Below are 22759 nucleotides of genomic sequence, written 5' to 3'. Positions count from 1 at the left end.
ATATCCCCTTATTTTTTATTTACCTGTATATAATTGTCTAGGTCTAGCAATTTTATGTTTTGGATCTCTTTTAAACTCTGCCCATTGAGCAATCCATCCTGGAGTTCTTCCTATAACGAAAATCGGTGTAAACATCTCTACTGGAATTTTAAGTGCTGTTAAAATTACTCCTGAATAGAAATCAATATTTGGATATAGACCTCTTTCTTTAAAATAATCATCACTTAAAGCTGCTTCTTCAACTGCTTTTGCAATATCAAGAAGTTTAGAATCTAAGTTCAATTTCTCTCTTAATTGATCTTGTAAACCTTTTAATGTTTCAGCTCTAGGGTCTCTGTTTTTATAAACTCTATGTCCGAATCCCATTAATCTAAATGGATCATTTTTGTCTTTAGCTTTTGCTATAAAGCTAGGAACATTTTTTACATCACCAATCATTCTTAACTGATCCATAACTTTTTCATTTGCTCCACCATGAGCTGCACCCCAAAGTGCTGAAATACCAGAAGCTATTGCAACATATGGGTGAGCTTCAGTTGAACCAACATTTCTAACTGTTGTTGTAGAAGCATTTTGTTCGTGGTCTGCATGAAGAGTTAAAATAGCATCAAGAGCATCAACTTCAATTTGACTAATTTCTTGATTTGAACCATCAGCTAAATGTTTCATTTTTCCACCTGGATATGCTCTTAGCATATACAAGAAGTTTTCTGTGAAATATCTGTCAATATCTGGATAAATCATAGGTGTTCCAATTGAGTTTCTATAAGCCATAGCTGCAATTGTTGGCATTTTTGCCATAATTCTATTTTGCATAGTTCTAAACTCTTCTTCATCTTCTAAATGTAAGTGGTCTTTATAAAATGCAGATAGTGCCATTGTTGAAGCTGCCATTGTTGCCATTGGGTGAGCTCTATCAGGTAAGGCATCAAATAGTCTTATAATTCCCTCATCAACAAAAGATCTATGTCTTATTTCTAAATCAAGATTTTTTGACTCATCTTTTGTTGGTAGTCTTCCATTCATCAGTAAATATGATACATCTAAAAATGAGTGTTTACCAGCTAAATCAGCTATATCAATTCCTCTATATTTTAGCTCAGAGTTTTCACCATCTATAAAAGTAATTTTTGACTCACAAGCTGCTGTTGAAGTATATCCAGGGTCAAATGTAAACATTCCTGAATCTTTATAAAAAGTAGAAATATCTACAACACTTGGTCCTCTTGTACCATCAATAATATTGTACTCATAAGATTTACCAGTTCTGTTATCTGTGAAAGTCATTGTATTTTTTGCCATTTTTTCTCCTTATTTTTGATTATTTTTTATATAAGCGTCAAATTCACTTCTAAATTTTTTTACAATACTTGCTATAATATCTTTAACAGCAGGTGCAAAAACACAAACTGTTTTTCCATTCATAGTTTCGCAAACATCAAGTATAGTTTGTAAATCATTTGAAGAGCCACAACCCTCTATAATATCTCTTATAATTTTATCAATCCAACCACAACCCTCTCTACAAGGAGTACATTGTCCGCACGACTCATGATGATAAAATTCAATAATATTTTTTGCAACTTCAACCATACATGCACTATCATCAATTACAATCATACCTCCTGTACCTAAAGTTGAACCTATATCCCACATTGATTCATAATCTAATACAGCTTTTTCTACTTCATCAGCTGTTAATATAGGACATGATGTTCCACCTGGAATAACAGCTTTTAACTTTTTACCATCAAGCATCCCACCACCAACTTCATTTAAGAAATCAATCATCTTATTTCCATATTGAAGCTCATAAACACCTGGGTTTTTAACAGGTCCTGAGATTGCAAAAAGCATAGTTCCTGGAGATTTTTCTGTACCATATTTTGTGTATCCTTCAGCACCATTTTCAACAATATTAGGAACAGACGATATAGTTTCAACGTTATTTACAGTTGCAGGATCACCATAAAACCACTCACACTCTTTTCCATGTGGTTTTAATCTTGGGTGTCCTCTTTTTCCTTCAATTGATTCAATAAGTGCAGATTTTTCTCCACAAATATATGCTCCTCCACCTCTATGAACTGTAATATCAACTTTAAAATCATATTTATCCATGATTTTATCACCGATAATTTTTGCTTTATAAGCCTCTTGAATGGCTTCATTTAATCTATCAATGAAAAATTTATACTCACCTCTTATATAAATGTAAGCATGATTTGCTTGAATTGCCCAACAAGTACAGATAATTCCTTCTATTAAAAGATGTGGATCGTATTGGAAAATTTGTCTATCTTTAAAAGTCCCAGGTTCACTCTCATCACCATTTACAATTAAGTATCTTGGTCTTTCATCAACTGGAGGCATAAGTTCCCATTTAGGACCACATGCAGCTCCTCCTCCACCTTTTCCTCGTAGCCCTGATGCAGTAACTTCAGCAGTAACTTCTTCAGGTTTCATAGTGAAAAGTTTATCTATTGAAGAGTATCTTCCATTTGCAAGAGCAACTTCAAGTTTGTGTGAATTTGGGATATCAAAATTTTTACTTACTATTTTAGTTATCATTTTTGCACTCCCAAATTATTTTTTCTAATTTCTCTTTTGTTAATTTTCCGTGATAAACATTGTTTAATGCAATCATTGGAGCATCTCCACAGGCACCTTGACACTCAACTTCACTAAAAGTAAAAAGTCCATCAGCACTTGTTTGACCAGGTTCTAATCCTAAAGTATCTTTTATAAAAGCTTTAAGTTCTCTTGCACCCATTAACATACAAGATACAGTTTTGCATAGCTCAATATGATATTTTCCAATAGGTTTTAAGTTAAACATTGTATAAAAAGTTGCCACTTCATATACTTGCATTGGACTTTTTTGAACTTTTTCTGCTACATAAACCATAGCTTCAGGGCTTACCCAACCTTCTTGCTCTTGTACCAACCAAAGAGCTGGTAGCATACAAGAGTCAATTTTTGGATATCTAGAAGCATACTCTTGAAATTTTGCTTCATTTTCTGGTGTATATTTAAAACTACTCATTATCTATCAAACTCCCCAGCAATAAAATTCAAGCTAGCCATTGTAACAACAGCATCAGCTAACATAGTACCTTCAACTATTTTTGAATAAGCAGCCAAAGAATAAAAACATGGTGGTCTACATTTAACTTTATATGGTCTTCCGCTTCCATCACTTATAATAAAGAAACCTAACTCTCCATTTGTAGCTTCTGTTGAACTATAATACTCACCTTTTGGAACTAAAGTTCCTTCAAATGTAAGCTTAAATTGATTCATTAAACCTTCAATGTTTCCATAAACATCTTTTTTATTTGGTAATACAAGATTTGGAGCATAAACATTTATAGCACCATCTGGCATATTTTTCATAGCTTGTCTAATGATTTTTATAGATTGAATAGACTCTTCAAATCTACACATCATTCTGTCATAAACATCACCATGACTTCCAATAACTACATCAAAATCAAAGTTTTCGTATCCATAATATGGTTTATCTTTTCTTAAGTCATGAGCAACTCCAGCTGCTCTTAAGTTTGGTCCAGAAATACCATTTGCTAATGCAAAATCAGGTTTTATAACTCCAACGTCTTGAGTTCTATCATGGAAAAGTTTATTGTGAGCTATTAAAGATAGAACATCTTCTATCGCTTTTTCAGATGTTTTTAAAACTTCTTCTAAATCTTTATCAAAACCATCATATAAATCAAACTCTAAACCACCAATTCTTGTATAAGTGTTTGTAAGTCTTGCACCTGTAAGTTTTGATAATAAATCATAAGCTTGATCTCTTGCTCCAAATAAGTACCATAAGCTTGTAAGACCACCTAAATCAACCATATTTGCAGCATTACAAACAAAGTGGTCAATTATACGGCTTAATTCACCAATAACAACTCTTATCATCTTTGCTCTTGGAGTTATCTCAATTTTCATCATATCTTCGATAGCTTTTGCCCATCCGATATTATTTAAAATAGCACTACAGTAATTTAATCTATCTGTATATGGAATTACTTGAGAGTAAGTGTGGTGCTCGCAAGCTTTTTCAAAACCTCTATGTAAATAACCAATTTCAGTTACACAAGCAGCTATAGTTTCACCTTCAAGTGCAACAAAGTTTCTTATAGTTCCGTGACTTGCTGGATGAGAAGGTCCAACATTTAAAAGCATTAAATCTGCAATCTCTTCATCTGTATATCCTTTTGATTTAAGAAGAGGTAACATCTCATCCATTAAATCATCAGTTTCTGTACAAATTTGTCCTTGAGTTATTTTGTAATCTTTTCTTAAAGGATGACCAACAAATTGTTTATGATTTAAAACTCTTTTAAGATTTGGATGATTTAAAAATATTACACCATATTGATCATAAGCTTCTCTTTCAGCCCAATTTGCAGAAGGAAAAATATCACTAACTGTATCAACACTTAAAGTTTCATCACTTACAAATGCTTTTACCGTAGTCTCTTTTTTAAAATCACTACTTCTTAAGACATAAACAACTGCAAATCTTGATGGAGTAGAGTCTGGAAATTTTGAATAATCAACTGCTGTCATATCTAAAAGAATTGTAAAATCATCATCTTTTTTTAATTTTAAAAGAGTTGCTCTTAAATCTTTTGAATCAACTAATAAATCACATTTAAGCATCTAAAAATCCTTTATACTCTTTAACTCTATCTTTAATAATTGACTCATTTTTAGCTTTTTCTTGAATTCTCATGATTGCATCAAGAACAGCTTCTGGTCTTGGTGGACAACCAGCAACATACTCATCAACTGGAATAATTTCATCAATACCTTGAACTGTTGCATAATTGTCATAAAAACCACCACTACAAGCACATGCACCCATAGATATTACCCATTTTGGTTCACACATTTGCTCATAAATTTTTTTCAAAATAGGAGCTTGTTTATATGAAATAGTTCCAGCAACTATTAATAAATCTGCTTGTCTTGGAGAGAATCTTACAACTTCAGCTCCAAATCTTGAAACATCATATCTAGCAGCAGCAACTGCCATAAACTCAATACCACAACAAGCTGTTCCAAATGCCATAGGCCAAAGAGAATATGACCTTCCCCAGTTAATAGCTGCATCTAACTTTGTAGTAAGTATGCTATCTCCTAAACTCGATTCAACTCCTAATCCCATGATAAAGCCTTTTTCTTATAGATATAAATTAATCCAATAAATAACAGTCCCATAAAGATAAACATCTTAAATAGTCCAGCAACTCCAAGATCAACAACATTTACAGCCCAAGGAAACATAAAAATCACCTCTACATCAAAAAGTAAAAATGAGATAGCAACCAAATAGAATTTTACAGAGAATCTATTGTTTGTTGTTCCAACAGGATTTGTAACTCCACTTTCATAGACATTGTTTTTAAGAACAGAGTCTTTATTTTGAGGACCAATAAATTTGGTAAGCATAAAAACAACTGCAAGAATCACCCCAATGGCAATAAATATAGCAGATGCTAACATTAATTCAGCAGACATCTTTTTTCCTATTTTTATAAATTGTAATCAGACTTTGATTGTACACAAATTTTTTAAACTAAACAATTTTAAAGCTGTTTTATAATCAATTAAAAACTTAAGTGTGAAAAAATGTAATACTTTCTAATCTTGACAAATTCACTATATATAAAATATCTAAAATATAAGGTTTTTCTTAATTAAAACTTAATTTTAATTTGCTACAAAAAGGAACATAAAGAGATATTAAAGAAGATGATGATAGAGTAAATTCTTATTTAAACCCAAAGGAAAAATAATGAAAAGAGCGATAGCACTTTTAGAAAAACACAATCTTTTAAAAATAATTTCTGATGAACTTGATATAAATTTAGAAATTCCACATATTGCTTATGTAGAGGTTAAAAAAGCCGATTCAAAAGCAATTTTGTTTACAAATGTAGTAGATAGAAAAAATGGTAAGAAGTTTAAAGAACCTGTATTAATGAATGTTTTTTGTAATGAAGATGCAGTTAAACTTTTTATTGGCGATGGAGATAAAATAGGGAGTGAAATAGAGAGTTTATTAAAATTAAAACCACCTGTTACTTTTAGTGAAAAATTATCAACTTTGGGTAAATTATTCTCACTAAAAAATACAATTCCAAAAAAAATTAAAGGTAAAGGTATTTGTCAAGAGGTTATAAAGCTAGGAGCTGATGCAAAACTTAGTGATTTGCCAGTTATTAAAACTTGGGAAGATGATGCTGGACCATTTATTACTATGGGACAAGTTTATACTCAAAGTTTAAATGGTGAACTTAAAAATTTAGGAATGTATAGGCTTCAAGTTTTTCCAGACAACACTCTTGGAATGCATTGGCAAATACATAAAGATAGTAATCACTTCTTCCATGAATATAAAAAAGCTGGTAAAAAAATGCCTGTAAGTATTGGAATTGGTGGAGATCCTATGTATATATGGTGTGGACAAGCACCACTTCCTATTGGCGTTTTTGAGCTTATGCTTTATGGTTTTGTAAAAAACTCTCCAGCAAGGCTTGTAAAATCTATTACAAATGATATTTGGGTTCCTGAAGACAATGACTACATCATAGAAGGATTTGTTGATACAAGTAAGTTAAAAATAGAGGGTCCTTTTGGAGATCATACAGGATATTATACTTTAGATGAAGAGTTTCCTTTTATGGAAGTTAGTGCAATTACAAGCAAAAAAGATCCAGTATTTTTAGCAACAGTTGTAGGAAAACCACCTTTAGAAGATAAATATATGGGCTATGCAACAGAGAGAATATTTTTACCACTTTTAAGAACAACTGCACCTGATTTAGTTGATTATTATATGCCTGAAAATGGTGTTTATCATAATTTAATACTAGCAAAAATAAATACATTTTATCCAGGACATGCAAGTCAAATGATGCATGCATTTTGGGGTGTAGGACAGATGAGTTTTGTAAAACATGCAATTTTTGTAAACTCTGATGCGCCAAAATTAACTTCACATGATGAGATAATAAGATATATTTTAAATAGAATTAATGTTGATGATATTTTAGTTTCAAGAGGTGCTACAGATCATCTTGATCATGCATCTCCTAAATTTGCAGTTGGTGGAAAACTTGGACTTGATTGTACAGGTGATGAGATAGATGAGTTAGGAATTACTCTTTTAGAAGATAGTGAGCTTTTAAGTAAAATGAAAAATATTTCAAGTGATATAAAAGGTTTAAAACAGTACTACAAAGATACAAAAAATCCAATTTGTGTTATAAGTGTAGAAAAAACAAGAAGCCAAAAATATCTTTTTGAAGAGTTAAAAGCTCTATTTTCTCATATAAAAATTTTAGTAATTGTTGATGAAAAAGCAAATGATTTAGAAAATCCATATATGCTAATATGGAGAGTTACAAATAATATGGATTCAAGTAGAGATTTATATATAGAGGGAAATACTATCTGTCTTGATGGAACAAACAAAAACTCTTTAGATGGATTTACTAGACGTTGGCCAGGAGATGTAAATTGTACAAAAAGTGTTATTGATAGTTTAAGAGAGAGAAATATTATTGATATTGATGATGAGTTTATAAAAAAACATCAATTGTATTAAGAACAGAAAAAGATAAAAAGAGCTAGTAAAATAGCTTTTTTTATCAAAATTAATTAAATATCTATTTTAAACTAATACCAACCCTTTGTTTTTCCAAATCTACACTTATTACTTTTAGATTTTCAAGATTTTGATTTATACTTAAAATTTCGCTTGGATGAGATACTCTTTTTTGACTAATTTGTGAAATATGAAGTAGGGCATCATTTTTTAGCCCAATATCTACAAATGCTCCAAAATCAGTTATATTACGAACAATTCCATTTAAAATAAATCCCTCTTTTAAGTCATTTATATCCAAAATATCATTTGAAAATTTTACTTGATTAAACTCTGTTCGCACATCATATCCTGGTTTTAAAAGTTCGTTTATAATATCTTTTAATTTTAGAGTAGTTGTATTTAGTTCAAGAGCAGTTTTCTCAAAATCTTTTATCTCTTCAATTTTGTAGTTCTTTTGTAATTTTTTTGCAAGATCATAATCCTCTGGATGAATTGCAGTATTGTCTAAAATAGATAAGCCATCTTTTATTCTTAAAAATCCAACACTTTGAATAAATGATTTTTCTCCCAAACCCTTTACTTCTAAAAGTTGATTTTTTGAACTAAACTTTTTAATTTTTTCTCTATGTTCTACAATATTTTGAGCTAATTTCTCACTAATTCCAGATATAAAAGATAGAAGCTTATATGAAGCAGAGTTTAAATCAACCCCAACTTTGTTTACTAAATCTATAGTTATGTTTTCTAGTTTTTTCTCTAACTCTTTTTGATTTACATCGTGTTGGTATTGACCAATTCCTAATGATTTTGGATCAATTTTAACCAAAGCTGCCATTGGGTCTCTTAGTCTTTGTGCTATAGAAATAGCTCCTCTTATTGTTACATCAAGATTTGGATACTCTTGCGAAGCTATTTTTGAAGCCGAATATACACTAGCTCCAATTTCACTAACTATTGCATATTTTATTTCAAAATTCTCTTTTTTTAACTCTTCATTTTTTAATAGCTCATCAATAAAATTTGCAGTTTCTCTTGAAGCTGTACCATTTCCAATAGCAATAGCAGTAATCTTATATTTTTTAATAAGTTCTATTACAATTTTTGATGAATTTATCAAATCCTCTTTGGGTTTTGTAGGATATATAACTGCACTATCTAAAAAAATCCCATTTTCATCAATAACTGCTAACTTACAACCAGTTTTAAATCCAGGGTCAATTCCTAAAATTACTTGATTTACAAGTGGAGCTGTAAGGAGTAACTCTTTTAGATTTTTTCCAAAAAGTTCTATAGCTTCACTTCCAGCTTTTTCTTTTAAGTTTGAAATAGCTTCTCTTTTTAAAGTTGGAAGAAGAAGTCTTTTTAAACCATCTTTGTAAGCATCAAATACTAACTCTTTTGAGCTAGAAGCATTTGTTGGAATTTTGTATTTTTTAATATTATCTAAAATATGATTTTCATCAATTTCAACTTTAATTGATAGTTGCTTTTCATTTACAGCTCTTAAAATTGCTAAAACTCTATGAGATTTTATATATTTTATTTTTTCATTTATATTTGCAAAATTTGAATAAAGACCATTTTTATCAAACTCTTTTGTAGGAGTTACTTCTAAAACTCCCCAATTTTGTATTAAATTTCTTAAAACTTCTTTTGATTTAAAATCATCCGCATATCTTTGAGCTATTATATCTTTTGCTCCATTTATTGCTTCGTTGATAGTTTTTATATTTTCATTTAAAAATTGATTTGCTTTTTGTTCGCACTCCTCTTTTGTATATCTCATACTTTGAATAATATTTGCCAATGGTTCAAGACCATTTTCTAATGCAGTTGTAGTTCTTGAAGATTTTTTATCTTTAAAAGGTGAATAAATATCTTCCAAAGCTTGTAAAGAGGTAGCCTCATCTAAAAATTTTATTAGTTTTTCATCTAAAAAGTTTTTCTCTTTTAATAGATTTTTTATCTCATCTTTTCTTTGAATTAATTTTTTTGAATATTCAAAAACTTCTTCAAATACTCTAAGTTCACTATCGCTTGCACCATTTGTAAACTCTTTTCTATATCTTGCAATAAAAGGAATAGTGCATCCATCATCAAGAAGTTTTATTATATTTTCAATAATATTTGTAGGTAGATTTGTTTTATCTTGTAGTAGTTGTATTAAATTCATAAATTTTCTTTTCTTATTTTTTTGGAAATTGTAGCTAAATTCATAAGCAAGAAGCTTATGAATTTAAAATTTAAGGTTTTTTAGTTTTTCAATCTTCTTTTAAAGAGGCTTTACTAGTTGGTGTAAAGCTATCGTTATAATCAAAACTATCATATTCACTATAATCAACAGTAAAAATTTTAGGATACCCCAACTTTACAAGCTCTTTATCGATATTCTCTTCACTTAATCTATTTTTTACTTTATCCATAATTTGCTCAATATGTTCTTCTTTTACATCAGCGGCTCTTAATTCATAAATAATAGCTAAATTCATTTTTCCCTTCTTTTTTAAAATTAAATATTAACAGTTTTTATATAAAAACTACTCAAAATAAAAATAATTGCTTTAATAGATTCAACACAAGCTGTCTCATCAACTGTATGATAACCAGTAGTTGGAATTTGTAAAGTTGCACCTTGAATTTGTCCATTCGACTCCATAACAATTCTTCCTAACTCTGTACTTCCAATACTAAGAGGCTTTAACCCATCTTTTTCTCTTAGTTTATTTTTTTCAATTATAAATTTGTCTTTACAAGAGAATGATATTTTATTTTTTTTACAAAATTGTTTAAGCTCCTTTAAAAGAGGTGATTTAAATCTTGCATTTACATCCTTATTTCTTAAAACTATAAGTTGCTTATCTGCTTCTTCTCTGCTTTCATAAGGACTAGTATCAAGAACAACTAGTTTATCTGTTGATATTTTATTTTTTTTAAACCATTCATGAACAAACCTCCAACTTTTACCAGCTTCTTCTTGAGCTGTAAAAAATGCAGTTCCAGCAAATCCATGCTGATAAAGATATAAAATAATTGCTGCACTTAAAACATTATCAAGCTGTGCAGAGATTAAATTTCCATTTTGTTTAAGCTTATCTACAAAGGCAATTGGAGTGCCAGGAAGTAGGTGATTTAACCCATCTATTTTAAATATTAGATTATTTATCTCTTCTTTTAAAAAAGCATCTGTAATTTTACCAATACCTAAATAGCCTCCACTAAATGGCTCGTAAGCATGAACATTTTGATTTATATATCTTTGTGAAATTTGTTGAAAAGTTTGTTCTGAAAGTGAATTTCCTCTTAAATCAGAGCGATTTTTTGCTAAAAAAGCTGCAAACTGAAACTCATTTGGACCGGTACAAATAACACCATGTCTATCTATGTGTGCACTTAAGATACCATTTGATGGATCTTTTCCACTAGCAACTAAAAGTCCATCATAATGCTCTGTTTTTATCCCAATCTCTTCAAGTTCTCTTTTTAAGTAAAGTAAAAAAGAGTGTTCAGCTCCTGTAACAGAAGGAACTCGAATAAGTTGTTTTAGCAAATCTAAAAATAGAGTAAAATCTTTTGGCTCATTTGAAAATGAAGCACTCAAACTATTCTCCTAAAGTTTTATAGAATAAAAGTTTATTCTGTGGTGGAATTATAAACTATATTTTAAATATTAATCTAAAAAATAGCTTAAATTTATCTATAACTTACCATAGTTATTTAATCAAGATTATTTTAATTTGTATTTAAACTTTTCGAGATATAATTACACAAAAATTACAATTATAATAAGGAATAGTATGGCACAATTATCAGAACTTGAACTTTTAAAAGCTTCAAGAAATCCGCTTAGAGTAATAGACGATTTATACAAAGAAGCATTAGAAGGAATTCCTTTGAAAGATGAGTATATTGGGCTTTTAAAATGGTACGGAATGTATCCTCACATAAATAAAGATGGTTTAGAAGATAAAAAATATTTTATGAAAAGAATCAAATTAGTTGATGCTAGAATGAATTTAGAACAACTAAGAGTTATGGGAGAGATTGGACAAAAATATGCTCAAGGATTGGTTGATTTTACAACAAGACAAAATGTTCAGTTTCACTATATTGAAATAAAAGATATTCCAGCTATTTTTGATTTACTAAATAGTGTAAATTTAACTTCAAGAATGGCATCTGGTGATGGTCCTAGACCTATTATGACTTGTCCTGTTAGTGGTATTGATGAAGGTGAAATTTATGATGTTCAAAAGCTTTTAAAAGAGGTTGATTCATATTTTGATAAAAATGATGATAGATTTTGTAATTTTCCAAGAAAATATAAAATAGGAATTAGTGGTTGTAAATGTCACTGTGCAGCACATGAGATTCAAGATGTTGCTTTTACAGCTTTTAAAACAGAAGATAATGAAGTTTTATTTGATTTAACTATTGGTGGTGGATTATCAAAATCAAAACAAATAGCAACAAGAGCAAATAAGTATGTAAAGCCAGAACAAGTTTTAGATGTAGCAGTTGCTTGTGCAGAAATTTTTAGAGATAATGGAAATAGAGACAATAGAAATAAAGCAAGAGTTAGACATCTTTTAAATGACTGGGGAATAGAAAAGTTTGTAGAAGAGATTGAAAAAGCTATTGGATACGAACTTAAAGATGGTTTAGAAGCTCCAGTTGTTGCATCTTTTGAAAATAGAAATCACTTTGGAATCAATAGACAAAAACAGAATGGACTCTCTTATGTTGGATTTGCAACAAACTCAGGAAGAGTTGCTGGAGAAGATTTTGTAAAGTTTTATGAAATTTGTAAAAAATATGGTGCTGGTGGAGTTGCATTAACTGGAACTCAGAATTTTGTAGTTTATGATGTAAAAGATGAGGTAGTTCAATCTTTGGCAGATGAGTTTGAAGCTTTAGGTTATCCATATACACCAAATCCATTTAGAGCAAGATTACAATCATGTACAGGAAAAGAGTTCTGTAAATTTGGTATAACTGAAACAAAAGAGTTTGCAAAAAAAGTTGTTGTTGAGCTTGAAAATAGATTTCCAGGTTTTAAAGAAGATTTAACTATTGCTATTTCTGGTTGTGGAAATACATGTTCTCAACCACAAATTGCTGATATTGGATTTGTTGGAGCTATGATTAGACATGAAGGTGAAAGAGTTGAGGGGTATGATGTACTTTTAGGTGGAAATTTAGAAGGTACAAGTAAAAGTAGAATTGCTAGAAAAATTGGTGTAAAAGTTCCTTCAACTGGTGTTGTTGATTATATAGAAAAACTTATAAATGATTATAAAACTGATAATTTGGGACAAGAAAGATTTAAAGACTATTTAGCAGTTTTACAACCAGTTGGTTCTGTAGAAGATAGTGAATAAAAATTATGCTTTAAAGTCGAGTTTTCTACTGAAAGCTTAACTTTTAAGCAATATTTTTAAAATAAGTTAATAATACTTCTATCTGAAATTCTATCTAATCTTGTTGGAGTTGTTCTGTTATCATTTTCTATTTGCTTATTAAACTTAGAGATAATAGCTTTAGTATTTGCCAAAAATATTGGTTTCTCTTTTGGATCAAGTCCTTCAAATTTTGGTCTTTGTAAAACAGTCATTGGGTCAATTGCAACATTGTTTTTATACATTCCTAAATGTAAATGTGGTCCTGAGCTAAGTCCAGTTGATCCAACATATCCAATATGTGTACCTTTTTTTATCATCTGTCCTTGTCTTAACCCTTTTGCAAATCCATTTTGATGAGCATATAAAGTCTTATATCCATTTTGATGATTTATAATAACAGTTTTTCCATATCCACTTTGAGTCCCAACAAACTCAACTTTTCCATCACTTGCTGCATATATATTTCTTCCTGTAGGTGCTGCAAAATCAGTACCCAAATGGGCTCTATATCTTTTTAAAACAGGGTGGTATCTTTTGTTTGTAAATGGGCTCGAAATTCTTGTAAATGTCAAAGGTATTTGAAATAGATAAGTTTTTGTAAAACCAACACCGTTTTCATCATAATATTTGTCATCTTTGCTATTTCTAAATCTATAAAATGGTTTTCCATTTATTTGAATCATAGCAGCATTTATTTCAGGCATACCATGAAGTTTTCCCATATAAGTTTTTTGGTTATATTCAATAGCTATAAAGTCACCTTTTTTCATCTTTTTAAAATCAGCATTTGAGTTGCTAAATAGAGTGTTTAAAATAGCAGCTATTGTAACGTCTCCTGTTGCTTTTAGAATATCATTTGATATAGATTCTGTTATGGGAATAGCTATTAATTCGGATTTTTCAGTGTAGTTAATAGGTAGAGTTTGGAATTTATATTCATTTGAACTATCTTTATAAATATGTATTTGCATATCTAGTGAGACTGGAATTAAAGCTTGTATTAAACTTCCATCCTCTTCTGTATATGAGAAAAATTTATTTCCAGATTGAATTTCACTACAAAGTTCCTGATCCTCTTTATCTAGGTCATAATATAATTTTAAAGGGATTTTATTTTTTTCTAAAAATGTTAAGAAACTCTCTCCTTTTTGCCAAGAAAGTTCTTCTATTTGAGCCGAAAATAGTGTGTTAAATAAAATGCAAATAAGTAAAATAATTTTTTTCAAAATCTATAATCCCTTTTTATTAAAAAATTAGGACAAGTATTATACAATCCCAAAACTTAAAAAGAAAATGGAGCATAAATTGTTAAAGTTGGTTATTGTAGTATTTTTATCAGTAAATCTTTTTTCTAAAGATTTTTTAGAGTTGTATAGAACTCAAGGTATAAATGCAGTAGAAAAAGAGCTTGAAAAGAGTTTAAGAGATGTAAATTCATGGAAAAAATATCTTGAAAATAAAAATGTTGATTATGGTTTTTATGAGACAAAAGAGTATGTTATTGTTGCACAAAAAAACAATAAAGAGATGAGTGTATTTGCAAAAAATGGAGATGATTTTAAAAAAATCTCAAAAGATAATATGATTATTGGTGAAAAAGCTGGTGATAAATATTTAGAGGGTGATAAAAAAACTCCAGAAGGTTCTTATGATTTAGTTCAAAAAAGAACAGGACTTGACCAATTTTATGGACCTTTAGCACTTGTTACTTCATATCCAAATAATTTTGACCAAAGTTTAAATAAAAAAGGTCATGGAATTTGGATACATGGAATGCCTTTAAATGGAGATAGAGAAAATTATACACAAGGTTGTTTAGCTTTAAATAATGAAAAACTAAAAGAGTTAGAAAAAAATATTGATTATAAAAAAACAGTATTGATAACTAGTGGGGATGAGTTTAAAAAAGCAAAAAAAGAAGATATAGCACTTATTTTAAGTTCAATTTATAAGTGGAAAGATGCATGGAAAACATCTAATATAAATGAGTATTTATCTTTTTATTCAAAAGAGTTTAAAAGAGCAGATAGAAGTGATTTTAATACTTTTGCAAATCAAAAAAAACAAATCTTTGCTAAAAATGAGAATAAAATAATTAATCTTTACAATATGGATATAAGTCCTTATCCAAACTCTTTGGGTAAAAAAATATATAGAGCGGTAATGGATGAAGAGTATTACAGCCCATCTGTTAAGTTTGTTGGCAAAAAAGAGCTTTTTCTTGAAGTTGCAAACAATAAAGTACAAATTTTAACTGAAGATTAAAAACATTTTTAACTCTTTTTAGATACAATCGCCTTAAAAATTGACAAATATTTAAGGCGAAAAATGCAAAAAAAAGATATGAATATTGAAGAGATAGCTTTAGCGCACTCTTTAACAAAAGATGAGTTTGAGAATATAAAAAAAATCTTAGGAAGAGAACCAAACTATGTTGAGATTGGTATCTTCTCTGCAATGTGGAGCGAGCACTGCTCTTATAAATCAAGTAAAAAATATTTAAGTGGATTTCCAACAAAAGCACCATGGGTTATTCAAGGACCTGGTGAAAATGCTGGAGTAATAGATATTGGTGATGGATACGCTGCTGTATTTAAAATGGAATCTCACAATCATCCAAGCTTTATTGAGCCTTATCAAGGAGCTGCAACTGGAGTTGGTGGTATTTTAAGAGATGTATTTACAATGGGTGCAAGACCAGTTGCAAGTATGAACTCAATTAGATTTGCTTCAATTGAAGGTAATAGCGAAACTGCAAAAAAACATAGATACCTTTTAAAAGGTGTTGTTGCTGGAATTGGTGGATATGGAAACTGTATGGGAGTTCCAACTATTGGTGGAGAGACAAGTTTTGAAGAGTGTTATGCTGGAAATAATCTTGTAAATGCATTTACTTTAGGTCTTGCAAAAACTGATGAGATTTTTTATGGACGAGCTGAGGGAATTGGAAATCCAGTTATTTATGTTGGAAGTAAAACAGGAAGAGATGGTCTTGGTGGTGCTGTTATGTCAAGTGCTTCTTTTACTGAAGATAGTGAAAGCAAAAGACCAACTGTTCAAGTTGGAGATCCATTTACTGAAAAGCTACTTTTAGAGGCTTGTTTAGAACTATTTAAAGCTGATTTAATTGTTGGTATTCAAGATATGGGAGCTGCTGGGCTTACATCATCTTCATTTGAGATGGCTGGAAGAAGTGGTAGTGGAATGATTATGCACTTAGATAAAGTTCCAGCACGAGAAGAGGGTATGACTCCTTATGATTTTATGCTTTCAGAGTCTCAAGAAAGAATGCTTATTTGTGCTAAAAAAGGTTGTGAGCAACAAATAATTGATATTTTCCAAAAATGGGAGCTAGATGTTGCTGTTATTGGAGAAGTTACAAATACTGGTAACATGGAACTATTTTGGCATGGTGAAAAAGTAGCTGATATTCCAGTTCAACCAGTATCAGAAGAGGCACCAGTTTTAGATAGACCTGTAAGTGAGCCTGAGTATTTAAAAACTGTTGCAAATGTGAATATGGATAAACAAATTTCAAATCAAATTGCTTTTGATGAGTTATTTAGTGATATGGAAGTTGTAGATAAATCTTGGATTTACTCTCAATTTGACTCAATGGTTCAAACAAATACTATAAAAGGTCCAGGAAGTTTGGATGGTTCTACAATTAGAATCAAAGAGACTGGTAAAGCTTTATCTATGAGTGCTGATTGTAACACAAGATTTTGTTATATTAACCCTCAATTAGGAGCAGCAGCTGCTGTTATGGAGAGTGGTAGAAATGTTGCTATGACTGGGGCTGTTCCAAAAGCTATTACAGATTGTCTAAATTTTGGAAATCCTCAAAATCCAGAAGTTATGTGGCAATTTAAAGAGAGTTGTGAAGGTATTAAAAATGCTTGTAGAGCATTAAATACTCCTGTAATTGGTGGAAATGTATCTTTATACAATGAAACAAACGGAGTTAGTGTTTTCCCAACACCATCAATTGCAATGGTTGGAGTAAATGAAGATGCGCAAAATGTACTTCCTTCAAAACTTCAAGAAAGTGGAAATGTACTATATCTTTTAGGTGATACTTATAGTGAGTTTGGTGGAAGTTTATATCTAAAAAAACTTTATGGAAAAGTTGCTGGAGTTCATCCAAAAGTTGATTTTGAAAAAGAGTTAGCTTTATGGAATACAGTAATTGAAGCAAACAGAGCAAAACTTTTAAAAAGTGCCAAAGATGTAAATCTTGGTGGAGTTGCTATATCTTTAGCAAAAATGGCAGTTGTAGGAAATATTGGAGTTGAAGCTAATATATCTTTAAATGATTCTAAAGATATTTTTAGTGAATCATTAAGTAGAGCAATAGTTGAAGTAAATCCAAAAAATTGTGAAGAGTTTGAGAAATTAGCTTCTAAAAACAGAGTTTCTTATGTAGCTATTGGAAGAACAGGTGGAGATAAATTTATTGTAAATGATATTTTTAAAGAGTTAGATAATCTGAGCAAAGTTTACTTTAACAGATTTAAAGAAGTAATAGAACAAGATCAATAAGAAAATAAGGTAAAAGATGAGAGCATTAATTAGTGTAAGTGATAAAAGTGGTGTTGTAAATTTTGCAAAAGAGCTTGTGAAACTTGGATATGAGATTATTTCAACAGGTGGAACATATAGTAAGTTAAAAGAAGAGGGAATAGCTGTAATTGAAGCAAATGAGGTTACAAAATTTCCAGAGTGTTTTGAAGGTAGAGTAAAAACTCTAAATCCATATATTCATGGTGGAATTTTACATAGACGAGATAAACAATCTCATCTTGATCAGGCACGTGAGTTAGGGGTTGAAGGGATTGATTTAGTTTGTGTAAATTTATATCCATTTAAAGCAACAATTGAAAAAACTACTAATTTTGAAGAGATTATTGAAAATATTGATATTGGTGGACCAGCAATGGTAAGAAGTGCTGCTAAAAACTTTGATAGTGTAATTATTGTAACAGATGTTGCTGATTATGATTTAGTACTAAATAATCTTAAAAATAATACAAATACGGTAGAGTTTAGAAGAGATTTAATGATTAAAGCTTATGAACACACAGCTTCTTATGACTCTATGATTGCAAACTATATGAATAAGAGATTTAACAATGGTTTTGGTGCAAAACAGTTTATTGTTGGATCTAAAGTATTTGATACAAGATATGGAGAGAATCCTCATCAAAAAGGTGCTTTATATGAGTTTGAATCTCAATTTTCAAATAAATTTAAAGTAATCAAAGGAGAGCCAAGTTTTAATAATATGGGTGATATTAGTGGAGCTGCTAGAATTGCTGCATCTTTTGGAACAGATAATGCTGTTTGTATAGTTAAGCATGGAAATCCATGTGGATTTGCTATTAAAGATACACTATTAAACTCTTATGTTGAAGCTTTAAAATGTGACCCAGTTAGTGCATTTGGTGGAGTTGTTGCTGTAAACGGAGTAGTTGATAAAGAGTTAGCAGAAAAAATGAATGAAATTTTCCTTGAAGTTGTTTTTGCAGCAGATTTCACTGCAGATGCTGTTGAAGTTTTTGAAACTAAAAAAAGAATCAAACTATTCTCACAAGGAACAAAATATTTAGAACTAGCAAATGATAGTTTTGATTTCAAAAGAGTTGATGGTGGTTTTGTATATCAAGAGGCTGATAAAGTTGCAGATGATGAGGTTAAAAACTCTAAACTTATGTCTTCAAGAGCTGCAACTCTTCAAGAGATAAAAGATATGGAAATAGCTTACAAAATAGCAAGTTTGACAAAATCAAACTGTGTTGTGTATGTTAAAAACTCTGCAATGGTTGCTGTTGGAATGGGAATGACATCTAGAGTTGATGCAAGCAAATCAGCACTTAGAAAAGCTAGTGATATGGGATTAGATGTAAATGGAGCAGTACTAGCATCTGAAGCATTTTTCCCATTTAGAGATAGTATTGATGAGGCACAAAAAGCTGGTGTTAAGTGTGTGATTGAACCAGGTGGAAGTATTAGAGATGATGAGATTATAGAAGCTGCAAATGAGTATGGTATGGCTTTATATTTCTCAGGAATTAGACACTTTTTACATTAACTATTTATATTAAAATTATCTATACCAAAATATTTTGGTATAGATTTTAAAGGCAAAAATTGAGACTTTTTTTAAATCTTAAACTTCTTTTTTTAGTAATCTTTTTAAATATAGATTTATATTCAAAAGATTTAACAAAAGTTACAATTCAACTATCTTGGTTTGATCAGTTTCAATTTGCTGGTTATTATATGGCAAAAGAGCAAGGTTTTTACAAAGATGCTGGACTTGATGTTCATATTTTGCCATTTTCTTTAGGTATGAATATTCCAAAAATGGTAAATGATGGAGATGTAGATTTCGCAATAGGAAGAGAAAATCTAATTCTTGAAAAAGCAAAATATCCAAAAATTATAGCTCTTGCAGCAATTTTTCAAGCAACACCTTTAGTTCTTTTAACAACAAAAGATTCAGGAATAGATACATTTAAAAAGTTTGAAAATAAAAAACTTATGAGAACAAAAGATGATGGAAGTGAAGTTTCATTAAAAGCTATGTTGTCAGCTAGTAAAATAGATTTAAAAAGTATAACTCAAGTAGAACATTCACACAATATTTATGACTTGATAGAAAAAAGAGTTGATATTATCTCTGCATATACATCAAAAGCACCATATATATTACAAAAAGAGCAAATAAAATATAATATTTTTTATCCAAAAGATTATGGCTTTGATATGTATAGTGATTTTTTGATTACAAATATTGATAAATACAACAATGATTATAATATTGTTGAGAAATTTAAAAAATCATCTTTAAAAGGGTGGGAATATGCCTATAGTAATATAGAAAAAAGTGTTGATATTATTTTTGAAAAATATAATACTCAAAATATTTCAAAAGATGAGCTTATTTTTGAAGCAAATGAGTTAAAAAAGTTATCATATTTAAATGATAATAAGTTAGGAGATATGAAACAAGAAAAAGTTCAAAGAATATATGATTTGTACAATGTTATGGGATATATAAATAGTGAATTTAAAATAGACAATTTTATAGGATATGATAAAAAAAGTAGACTAGAAAAATGGTTATATTCTAAGTTTGAAGAGCATTTTAATTTAGCATTTTTATGGAAACTTATATTAATTATTTTTATTATTACAGCTATTTTTGTCTATAGACAATATTTTATAATAAAGCTAAACAAAAGATTAAAAAATCTTGTAAATATAAAAACAAATAGATTAAAAATAATGAATAAAAAGCTTGCATCAAGGATAAAAAAAGAGTTAGATAAGCATCAAGAAAAAGATAGAATTTTGGCTCAACAACAAAAAATGGTAGCAATGGGACAAATGATAGAAAATATAGCTCATCAGTGGAGACAACCACTTTCTGTTATTAGTACAAGTGCTAGTGGGTTAAAATTAAAAAAACAGTTAAATATTTTAGAAGATGAAGAGCTTATAAAAAGTATAGATCAAATAGTAGATACAGCGAAATATCTATCTGATACAATAGATGATTTTAGATATTTTTTTAAACCGCAAAAAGATAAAACAAAGTTTAGCTTGGTAAAAAATATTGAAAAAAGCTTGAGCTTTTTAGAGACAGTTTTAAAAGAAAACTCTATTAAAGTTGAGTTTGAATATGAAGATATTGATATTACTGCATATGAAACAGAGCTTATGCAAGTTTTTATAAATATTATAAGTAACTCAAAAGATGCTTTTATTGAGAAAAAAATTAAAGATAGAGTTATTTTTATATCAATAAAAAACTTTCCAAATAGGATTTTAATAGAGATAAAAGATAATGCAGGTGGAGTAGAAGATGATATTTTAGATAAAGTATTTGAACCATATTTCACTACAAAACACCAATATAGTGGAACAGGAATAGGACTTTATATGTCAAATCAGATTATAAAGACTCATTTAAATGGAGATATTTTTATGAAAAATTGTAGTTTTAAATATAAAAATATTGAACAAAAAGGTGTTATTACAACAATTATTTTAACTAAAAATATATTTGAAGAGATAAAAAATTGAATTATTTAGAAATAGATAAAAACCATCTTTGGCATCCTTATAACTCTTTACCATCGAAAAGTCCAATTTTGGGCGTTAAAAAAACAAAAGATTGCAAAATTTTTTTGGAAAACGGCGAGATTTTAATTGATGGAATGAGCTCATGGTGGAGTGCAATTTTAGGTTATAACAATAAAAAGATATATAAATCTTTGAAAAAGCAAGCAAAAATTATGCCTCATATTATGTTTGGAGGTTTAACTCATTCTCCAGCTTCAAACCTAGCCAAAAAGCTTGTAGAAATAACTGGTTTAAACTCTGTATTTTTATGTGATAGTGGCTCTGTTTCAGTAGAAGTTGCATTAAAAACAGCAATTTTGTATCAAAAAGCAAAAGGCAAAGAGAAGTTTAAATTTTTAGCTTTAAAAAATGCTTATCACGGAGATACATTAGGAGCTATGAGTGTTTGTGATCCTGAAAATTCAATGCACTCTTTATATGGTGACTATTTAAGTTCTAATATTTTTGTAGAGGCTCCAGAATTGGGATTTGAAGCAGATTTTAGTAAAGCTTTGGAAGATTTAGAGAAAACTTTAAAAATAAATCATGAAAAAATTGCAGGATTTATTCTTGAACCAGTTGTGCAAGGTGCAGGTGGAATGAGGATATATAATCCCAAATATTTAGAAAAAGTAAGAGAACTTTGTACAAAATATGATATTTTGATGATTTTAGATGAGATTGCAACTGGTTTTGGACATACAGGAGAGATGTTTGCTTTTTTACATACAAATATAAAACCAGATATTTTAACTATAGGAAAAGGTCTTACTGGTGGAACTTTGACAATGGCCGCAATGATTACATCTAAAGATATAAGTGATGCTATTTCAAATAGTGATATTAAAGTTTTAATGCATGGACCAACATTTATGGCAAATCCACTAGCATGTAGTGTTGCAAATGCAGCTATTGATGAGCTTTTAAATTATGATTGGAGAAAAAAAATTTTAAAAATTGAGAAAATTTTTAAAAAAGATTTAGAAAAAGTAAAAGATAGCTTTTTAGTAAAAGATATAAGAAGTATTGGAGCAATTGGAGTAATAGAGCTAAAAGATGATATTTATGCTTCACAACTTCAAGATTATTGTATAAAAAATGGAGTTTGGCTTCGTCCTTTTGGAAAACTTTTTTACTCTATCGTTGCATATACAATATCAAAAAAAGAGCTAAAAAAAATCACAAAAACCATGATAGAAGCAATAAAATATCTAGAAGAACTCTCTTAAATAGTTAAAACAGAAAAAGTTTCATCTTTTAAGGCGTTTGTTAAAAATTCACCAGTATGAGTTATTTCAATACCAAGTTTTTCTAATTCAGCTCTTGCACCATAATCTTCTACACAAACTATACAAGCACTCATTGTTACACCTGTGCTTAAGATATGTTTTAGTTTTTCTTGAATAAAAGTCTCTTTTACGAGTAAAATTGATGGTCCCCAAAGCATTAAATGTGCTGTTTTCCAATATTGTCTATCTAAAATTACACTTGAATATAGAAGTGGAAAGTTATTTGCAACTTCAATATCTCCATTGGTCCAAACGATAAGTAAATTTTCTTTCATTTAAATTCCCTTTTTTTATAATCTTTAAAC

18 protein-coding genes are annotated in these 22759 nt (G+C 29.5%); 7 read left to right on the top strand and 11 right to left on the bottom strand.

Translation table 11 applies throughout. The features are described 5' to 3' along the window. Positions 1-15: 15 nt before the first annotated feature. Genes AC5LG6_RS00760 through AC5LG6_RS00735 form a run of 6 tightly spaced genes read right to left on the bottom strand, consistent with a single transcriptional unit; the run spans position 16 to position 5541 of the window. Complete coding sequence (locus AC5LG6_RS00760) at positions 16-1302, bottom strand: citrate synthase (protein ID WP_066221753.1); 1287 nt, start codon at positions 1300-1302, stop codon at positions 16-18. Between the two features lie 9 nt (positions 1303-1311). After that, a complete protein-coding gene (gene nuoF, locus AC5LG6_RS00755) occupies positions 1312-2571 on the bottom strand; it encodes an NADH-quinone oxidoreductase subunit NuoF (RefSeq protein WP_141047809.1) in 1260 nt (419 codons plus the stop codon). Then, positions 2561-3046: an NADH-quinone oxidoreductase subunit NuoE family protein gene (locus tag AC5LG6_RS00750; RefSeq protein WP_066157762.1), complete on the bottom strand. Its 486-nt coding sequence runs from the start codon at positions 3044-3046 to the stop codon at positions 2561-2563. Before AC5LG6_RS00750 ends, nuoF begins: the two co-directional genes overlap by 11 nt. Further along, the gene (locus tag AC5LG6_RS00745) at positions 3046-4680 is read right to left on the bottom strand and encodes an NADH-quinone oxidoreductase subunit D (protein WP_141047808.1); all 1635 of its coding nucleotides are present in this window, start codon (positions 4678-4680) and stop codon (positions 3046-3048) included. The genes AC5LG6_RS00750 and AC5LG6_RS00745 overlap by 1 nt, the downstream gene beginning before the upstream one ends. Continuing rightward, complete coding sequence (locus AC5LG6_RS00740) at positions 4673-5188, bottom strand: NADH-quinone oxidoreductase subunit B (protein WP_066157755.1); 516 nt, start codon at positions 5186-5188, stop codon at positions 4673-4675. The genes AC5LG6_RS00745 and AC5LG6_RS00740 overlap by 8 nt, the downstream gene beginning before the upstream one ends. Then, positions 5179-5541, bottom strand: coding sequence for an NADH-quinone oxidoreductase subunit A (locus AC5LG6_RS00735; RefSeq protein WP_066157752.1), 363 nt, complete (start codon positions 5539-5541; stop codon positions 5179-5181). Before AC5LG6_RS00735 ends, AC5LG6_RS00740 begins: the two co-directional genes overlap by 10 nt. Before the next feature lie 277 nt (positions 5542-5818). Here AC5LG6_RS00735 and AC5LG6_RS00730 point away from each other — a divergent pair, with 277 nt between their 5' ends. Next, positions 5819-7633 (top strand): menaquinone biosynthesis decarboxylase, encoded by a 1815-nt coding sequence (locus tag AC5LG6_RS00730; RefSeq protein ID WP_498585447.1) that lies wholly within the window; start codon positions 5819-5821, stop codon positions 7631-7633. Positions 7634-7694: 61 nt separating this feature from the next. On the opposite strand, the gene AC5LG6_RS00725 is transcribed toward AC5LG6_RS00730, so the two are convergent. The 3 genes from AC5LG6_RS00725 to AC5LG6_RS00715 form a co-directional block, all read right to left on the bottom strand. Beyond that, complete coding sequence (locus AC5LG6_RS00725) at positions 7695-9809, bottom strand: helix-hairpin-helix domain-containing protein (RefSeq protein WP_498585446.1); 2115 nt, start codon at positions 9807-9809, stop codon at positions 7695-7697. 88 nt (positions 9810-9897) lie between these two features. Then, a complete protein-coding gene (locus tag AC5LG6_RS00720; RefSeq protein WP_066167794.1) occupies positions 9898-10125 on the bottom strand; it encodes a hypothetical protein in 228 nt (75 codons plus the stop codon). A 20-nt stretch (positions 10126-10145) separates the two neighbouring features. Next, positions 10146-11234 carry a peptidase M42 gene (locus tag AC5LG6_RS00715; RefSeq protein ID WP_066221768.1) on the bottom strand — a complete coding sequence of 363 codons (1089 nt, stop codon included), beginning with the start codon at positions 11232-11234 and terminating at the stop codon, positions 10146-10148. Positions 11235-11430: 196 nt separating this feature from the next. Between AC5LG6_RS00715 and AC5LG6_RS00710 the strand changes: the two genes are divergently transcribed. Further along, positions 11431-13014 carry a nitrite/sulfite reductase gene (locus tag AC5LG6_RS00710; RefSeq protein ID WP_498585445.1) on the top strand — a complete coding sequence of 528 codons (1584 nt, stop codon included), beginning with the start codon at positions 11431-11433 and terminating at the stop codon, positions 13012-13014. A gap of 56 nt (positions 13015-13070) precedes the next feature. Here the strand turns inward: AC5LG6_RS00710 and AC5LG6_RS00705 are convergent, their stop codons facing one another. Then, entirely contained in the window at positions 13071-14261 is a 1191-nt protein-coding gene (locus tag AC5LG6_RS00705; RefSeq protein ID WP_434262947.1) for a peptidoglycan DD-metalloendopeptidase family protein, read from the bottom strand. Positions 14262-14340: 79 nt separating this feature from the next. Here AC5LG6_RS00705 and AC5LG6_RS00700 point away from each other — a divergent pair, with 79 nt between their 5' ends. The 5 genes from AC5LG6_RS00700 (at position 14341) to bioA (ending at position 22394) form a co-directional block, all read left to right on the top strand. Further along, on the top strand, positions 14341-15300 hold the full coding sequence (locus AC5LG6_RS00700) for a L,D-transpeptidase family protein (protein ID WP_236772634.1): 960 nt from the start codon (positions 14341-14343) through the stop codon (positions 15298-15300). Positions 15301-15363: 63 nt separating this feature from the next. Beyond that, positions 15364-17577, top strand: coding sequence for a phosphoribosylformylglycinamidine synthase subunit PurL (gene purL, locus AC5LG6_RS00695; protein ID WP_498585444.1), 2214 nt, complete (start codon positions 15364-15366; stop codon positions 17575-17577). Between the two features lie 16 nt (positions 17578-17593). Beyond that, positions 17594-19126, top strand: coding sequence for a bifunctional phosphoribosylaminoimidazolecarboxamide formyltransferase/IMP cyclohydrolase (gene purH / locus AC5LG6_RS00690; RefSeq protein ID WP_498585443.1), 1533 nt, complete (start codon positions 17594-17596; stop codon positions 19124-19126). Between the two features lie 59 nt (positions 19127-19185). Then, positions 19186-21126, top strand: a complete 1941-nt coding sequence (locus tag AC5LG6_RS00685; protein ID WP_498585442.1) for an ABC transporter substrate-binding protein — start codon at positions 19186-19188, stop codon at positions 21124-21126. Continuing rightward, positions 21123-22394 carry an adenosylmethionine--8-amino-7-oxononanoate transaminase gene (gene bioA, locus AC5LG6_RS00680; protein ID WP_498585441.1) on the top strand — a complete coding sequence of 424 codons (1272 nt, stop codon included), beginning with the start codon at positions 21123-21125 and terminating at the stop codon, positions 22392-22394. The genes AC5LG6_RS00685 and bioA overlap by 4 nt, the downstream gene beginning before the upstream one ends. Here bioA and AC5LG6_RS00675 read toward each other — a convergent pair. After that, positions 22391-22729 (bottom strand): DsrE family protein, encoded by a 339-nt coding sequence (locus AC5LG6_RS00675; RefSeq protein ID WP_066157717.1) that lies wholly within the window; start codon positions 22727-22729, stop codon positions 22391-22393. The two genes, bioA and AC5LG6_RS00675, sit on opposite strands and share 4 nt — an antisense overlap. Positions 22730-22759 lie beyond the last annotated feature (30 nt).

It is taken from the genome of Arcobacter thermotolerans, assembly GCF_983172305.1.
The sequence above is the reverse complement of the archived record's forward strand: the minus strand, read 5'-3'. Positions and strand labels throughout refer to the sequence as shown.

Bases quoted from the DNA above. Each gene is read 5' to 3' on its own strand.
- AC5LG6_RS00760 (WP_066221753.1), bottom strand. From the start codon at position 1,302: ATGGCAAAAAATACAATGACTTTCACAGATAACAGAACTGGTAAATCT.
- nuoF (WP_141047809.1), bottom strand. From the start codon at position 2,571: ATGATAACTAAAATAGTAAGTAAAAATTTTGATATCCCAAATTCACAC.
- AC5LG6_RS00750 (WP_066157762.1), bottom strand. From the start codon at position 3,046: ATGAGTAGTTTTAAATATACACCAGAAAATGAAGCAAAATTTCAAGAG.
- AC5LG6_RS00745 (WP_141047808.1), bottom strand. From the start codon at position 4,680: ATGCTTAAATGTGATTTATTAGTTGATTCAAAAGATTTAAGAGCAACT.
- AC5LG6_RS00740 (WP_066157755.1), bottom strand. From the start codon at position 5,188: ATGGGATTAGGAGTTGAATCGAGTTTAGGAGATAGCATACTTACTACA.
- AC5LG6_RS00735 (WP_066157752.1), bottom strand. From the start codon at position 5,541: ATGTCTGCTGAATTAATGTTAGCATCTGCTATATTTATTGCCATTGGG.
- AC5LG6_RS00730 (WP_498585447.1), top strand. From the start codon at position 5,819: ATGAAAAGAGCGATAGCACTTTTAGAAAAACACAATCTTTTAAAAATA.
- AC5LG6_RS00725 (WP_498585446.1), bottom strand. From the start codon at position 9,809: ATGAATTTAATACAACTACTACAAGATAAAACAAATCTACCTACAAAT.
- AC5LG6_RS00720 (WP_066167794.1), bottom strand. From the start codon at position 10,125: ATGAATTTAGCTATTATTTATGAATTAAGAGCCGCTGATGTAAAAGAA.
- AC5LG6_RS00710 (WP_498585445.1), top strand. From the start codon at position 11,431: ATGGCACAATTATCAGAACTTGAACTTTTAAAAGCTTCAAGAAATCCG.
- purL (WP_498585444.1), top strand. From the start codon at position 15,364: ATGCAAAAAAAAGATATGAATATTGAAGAGATAGCTTTAGCGCACTCT.
- purH (WP_498585443.1), top strand. From the start codon at position 17,594: ATGAGAGCATTAATTAGTGTAAGTGATAAAAGTGGTGTTGTAAATTTT.
- AC5LG6_RS00675 (WP_066157717.1), bottom strand. From the start codon at position 22,729: ATGAAAGAAAATTTACTTATCGTTTGGACCAATGGAGATATTGAAGTT.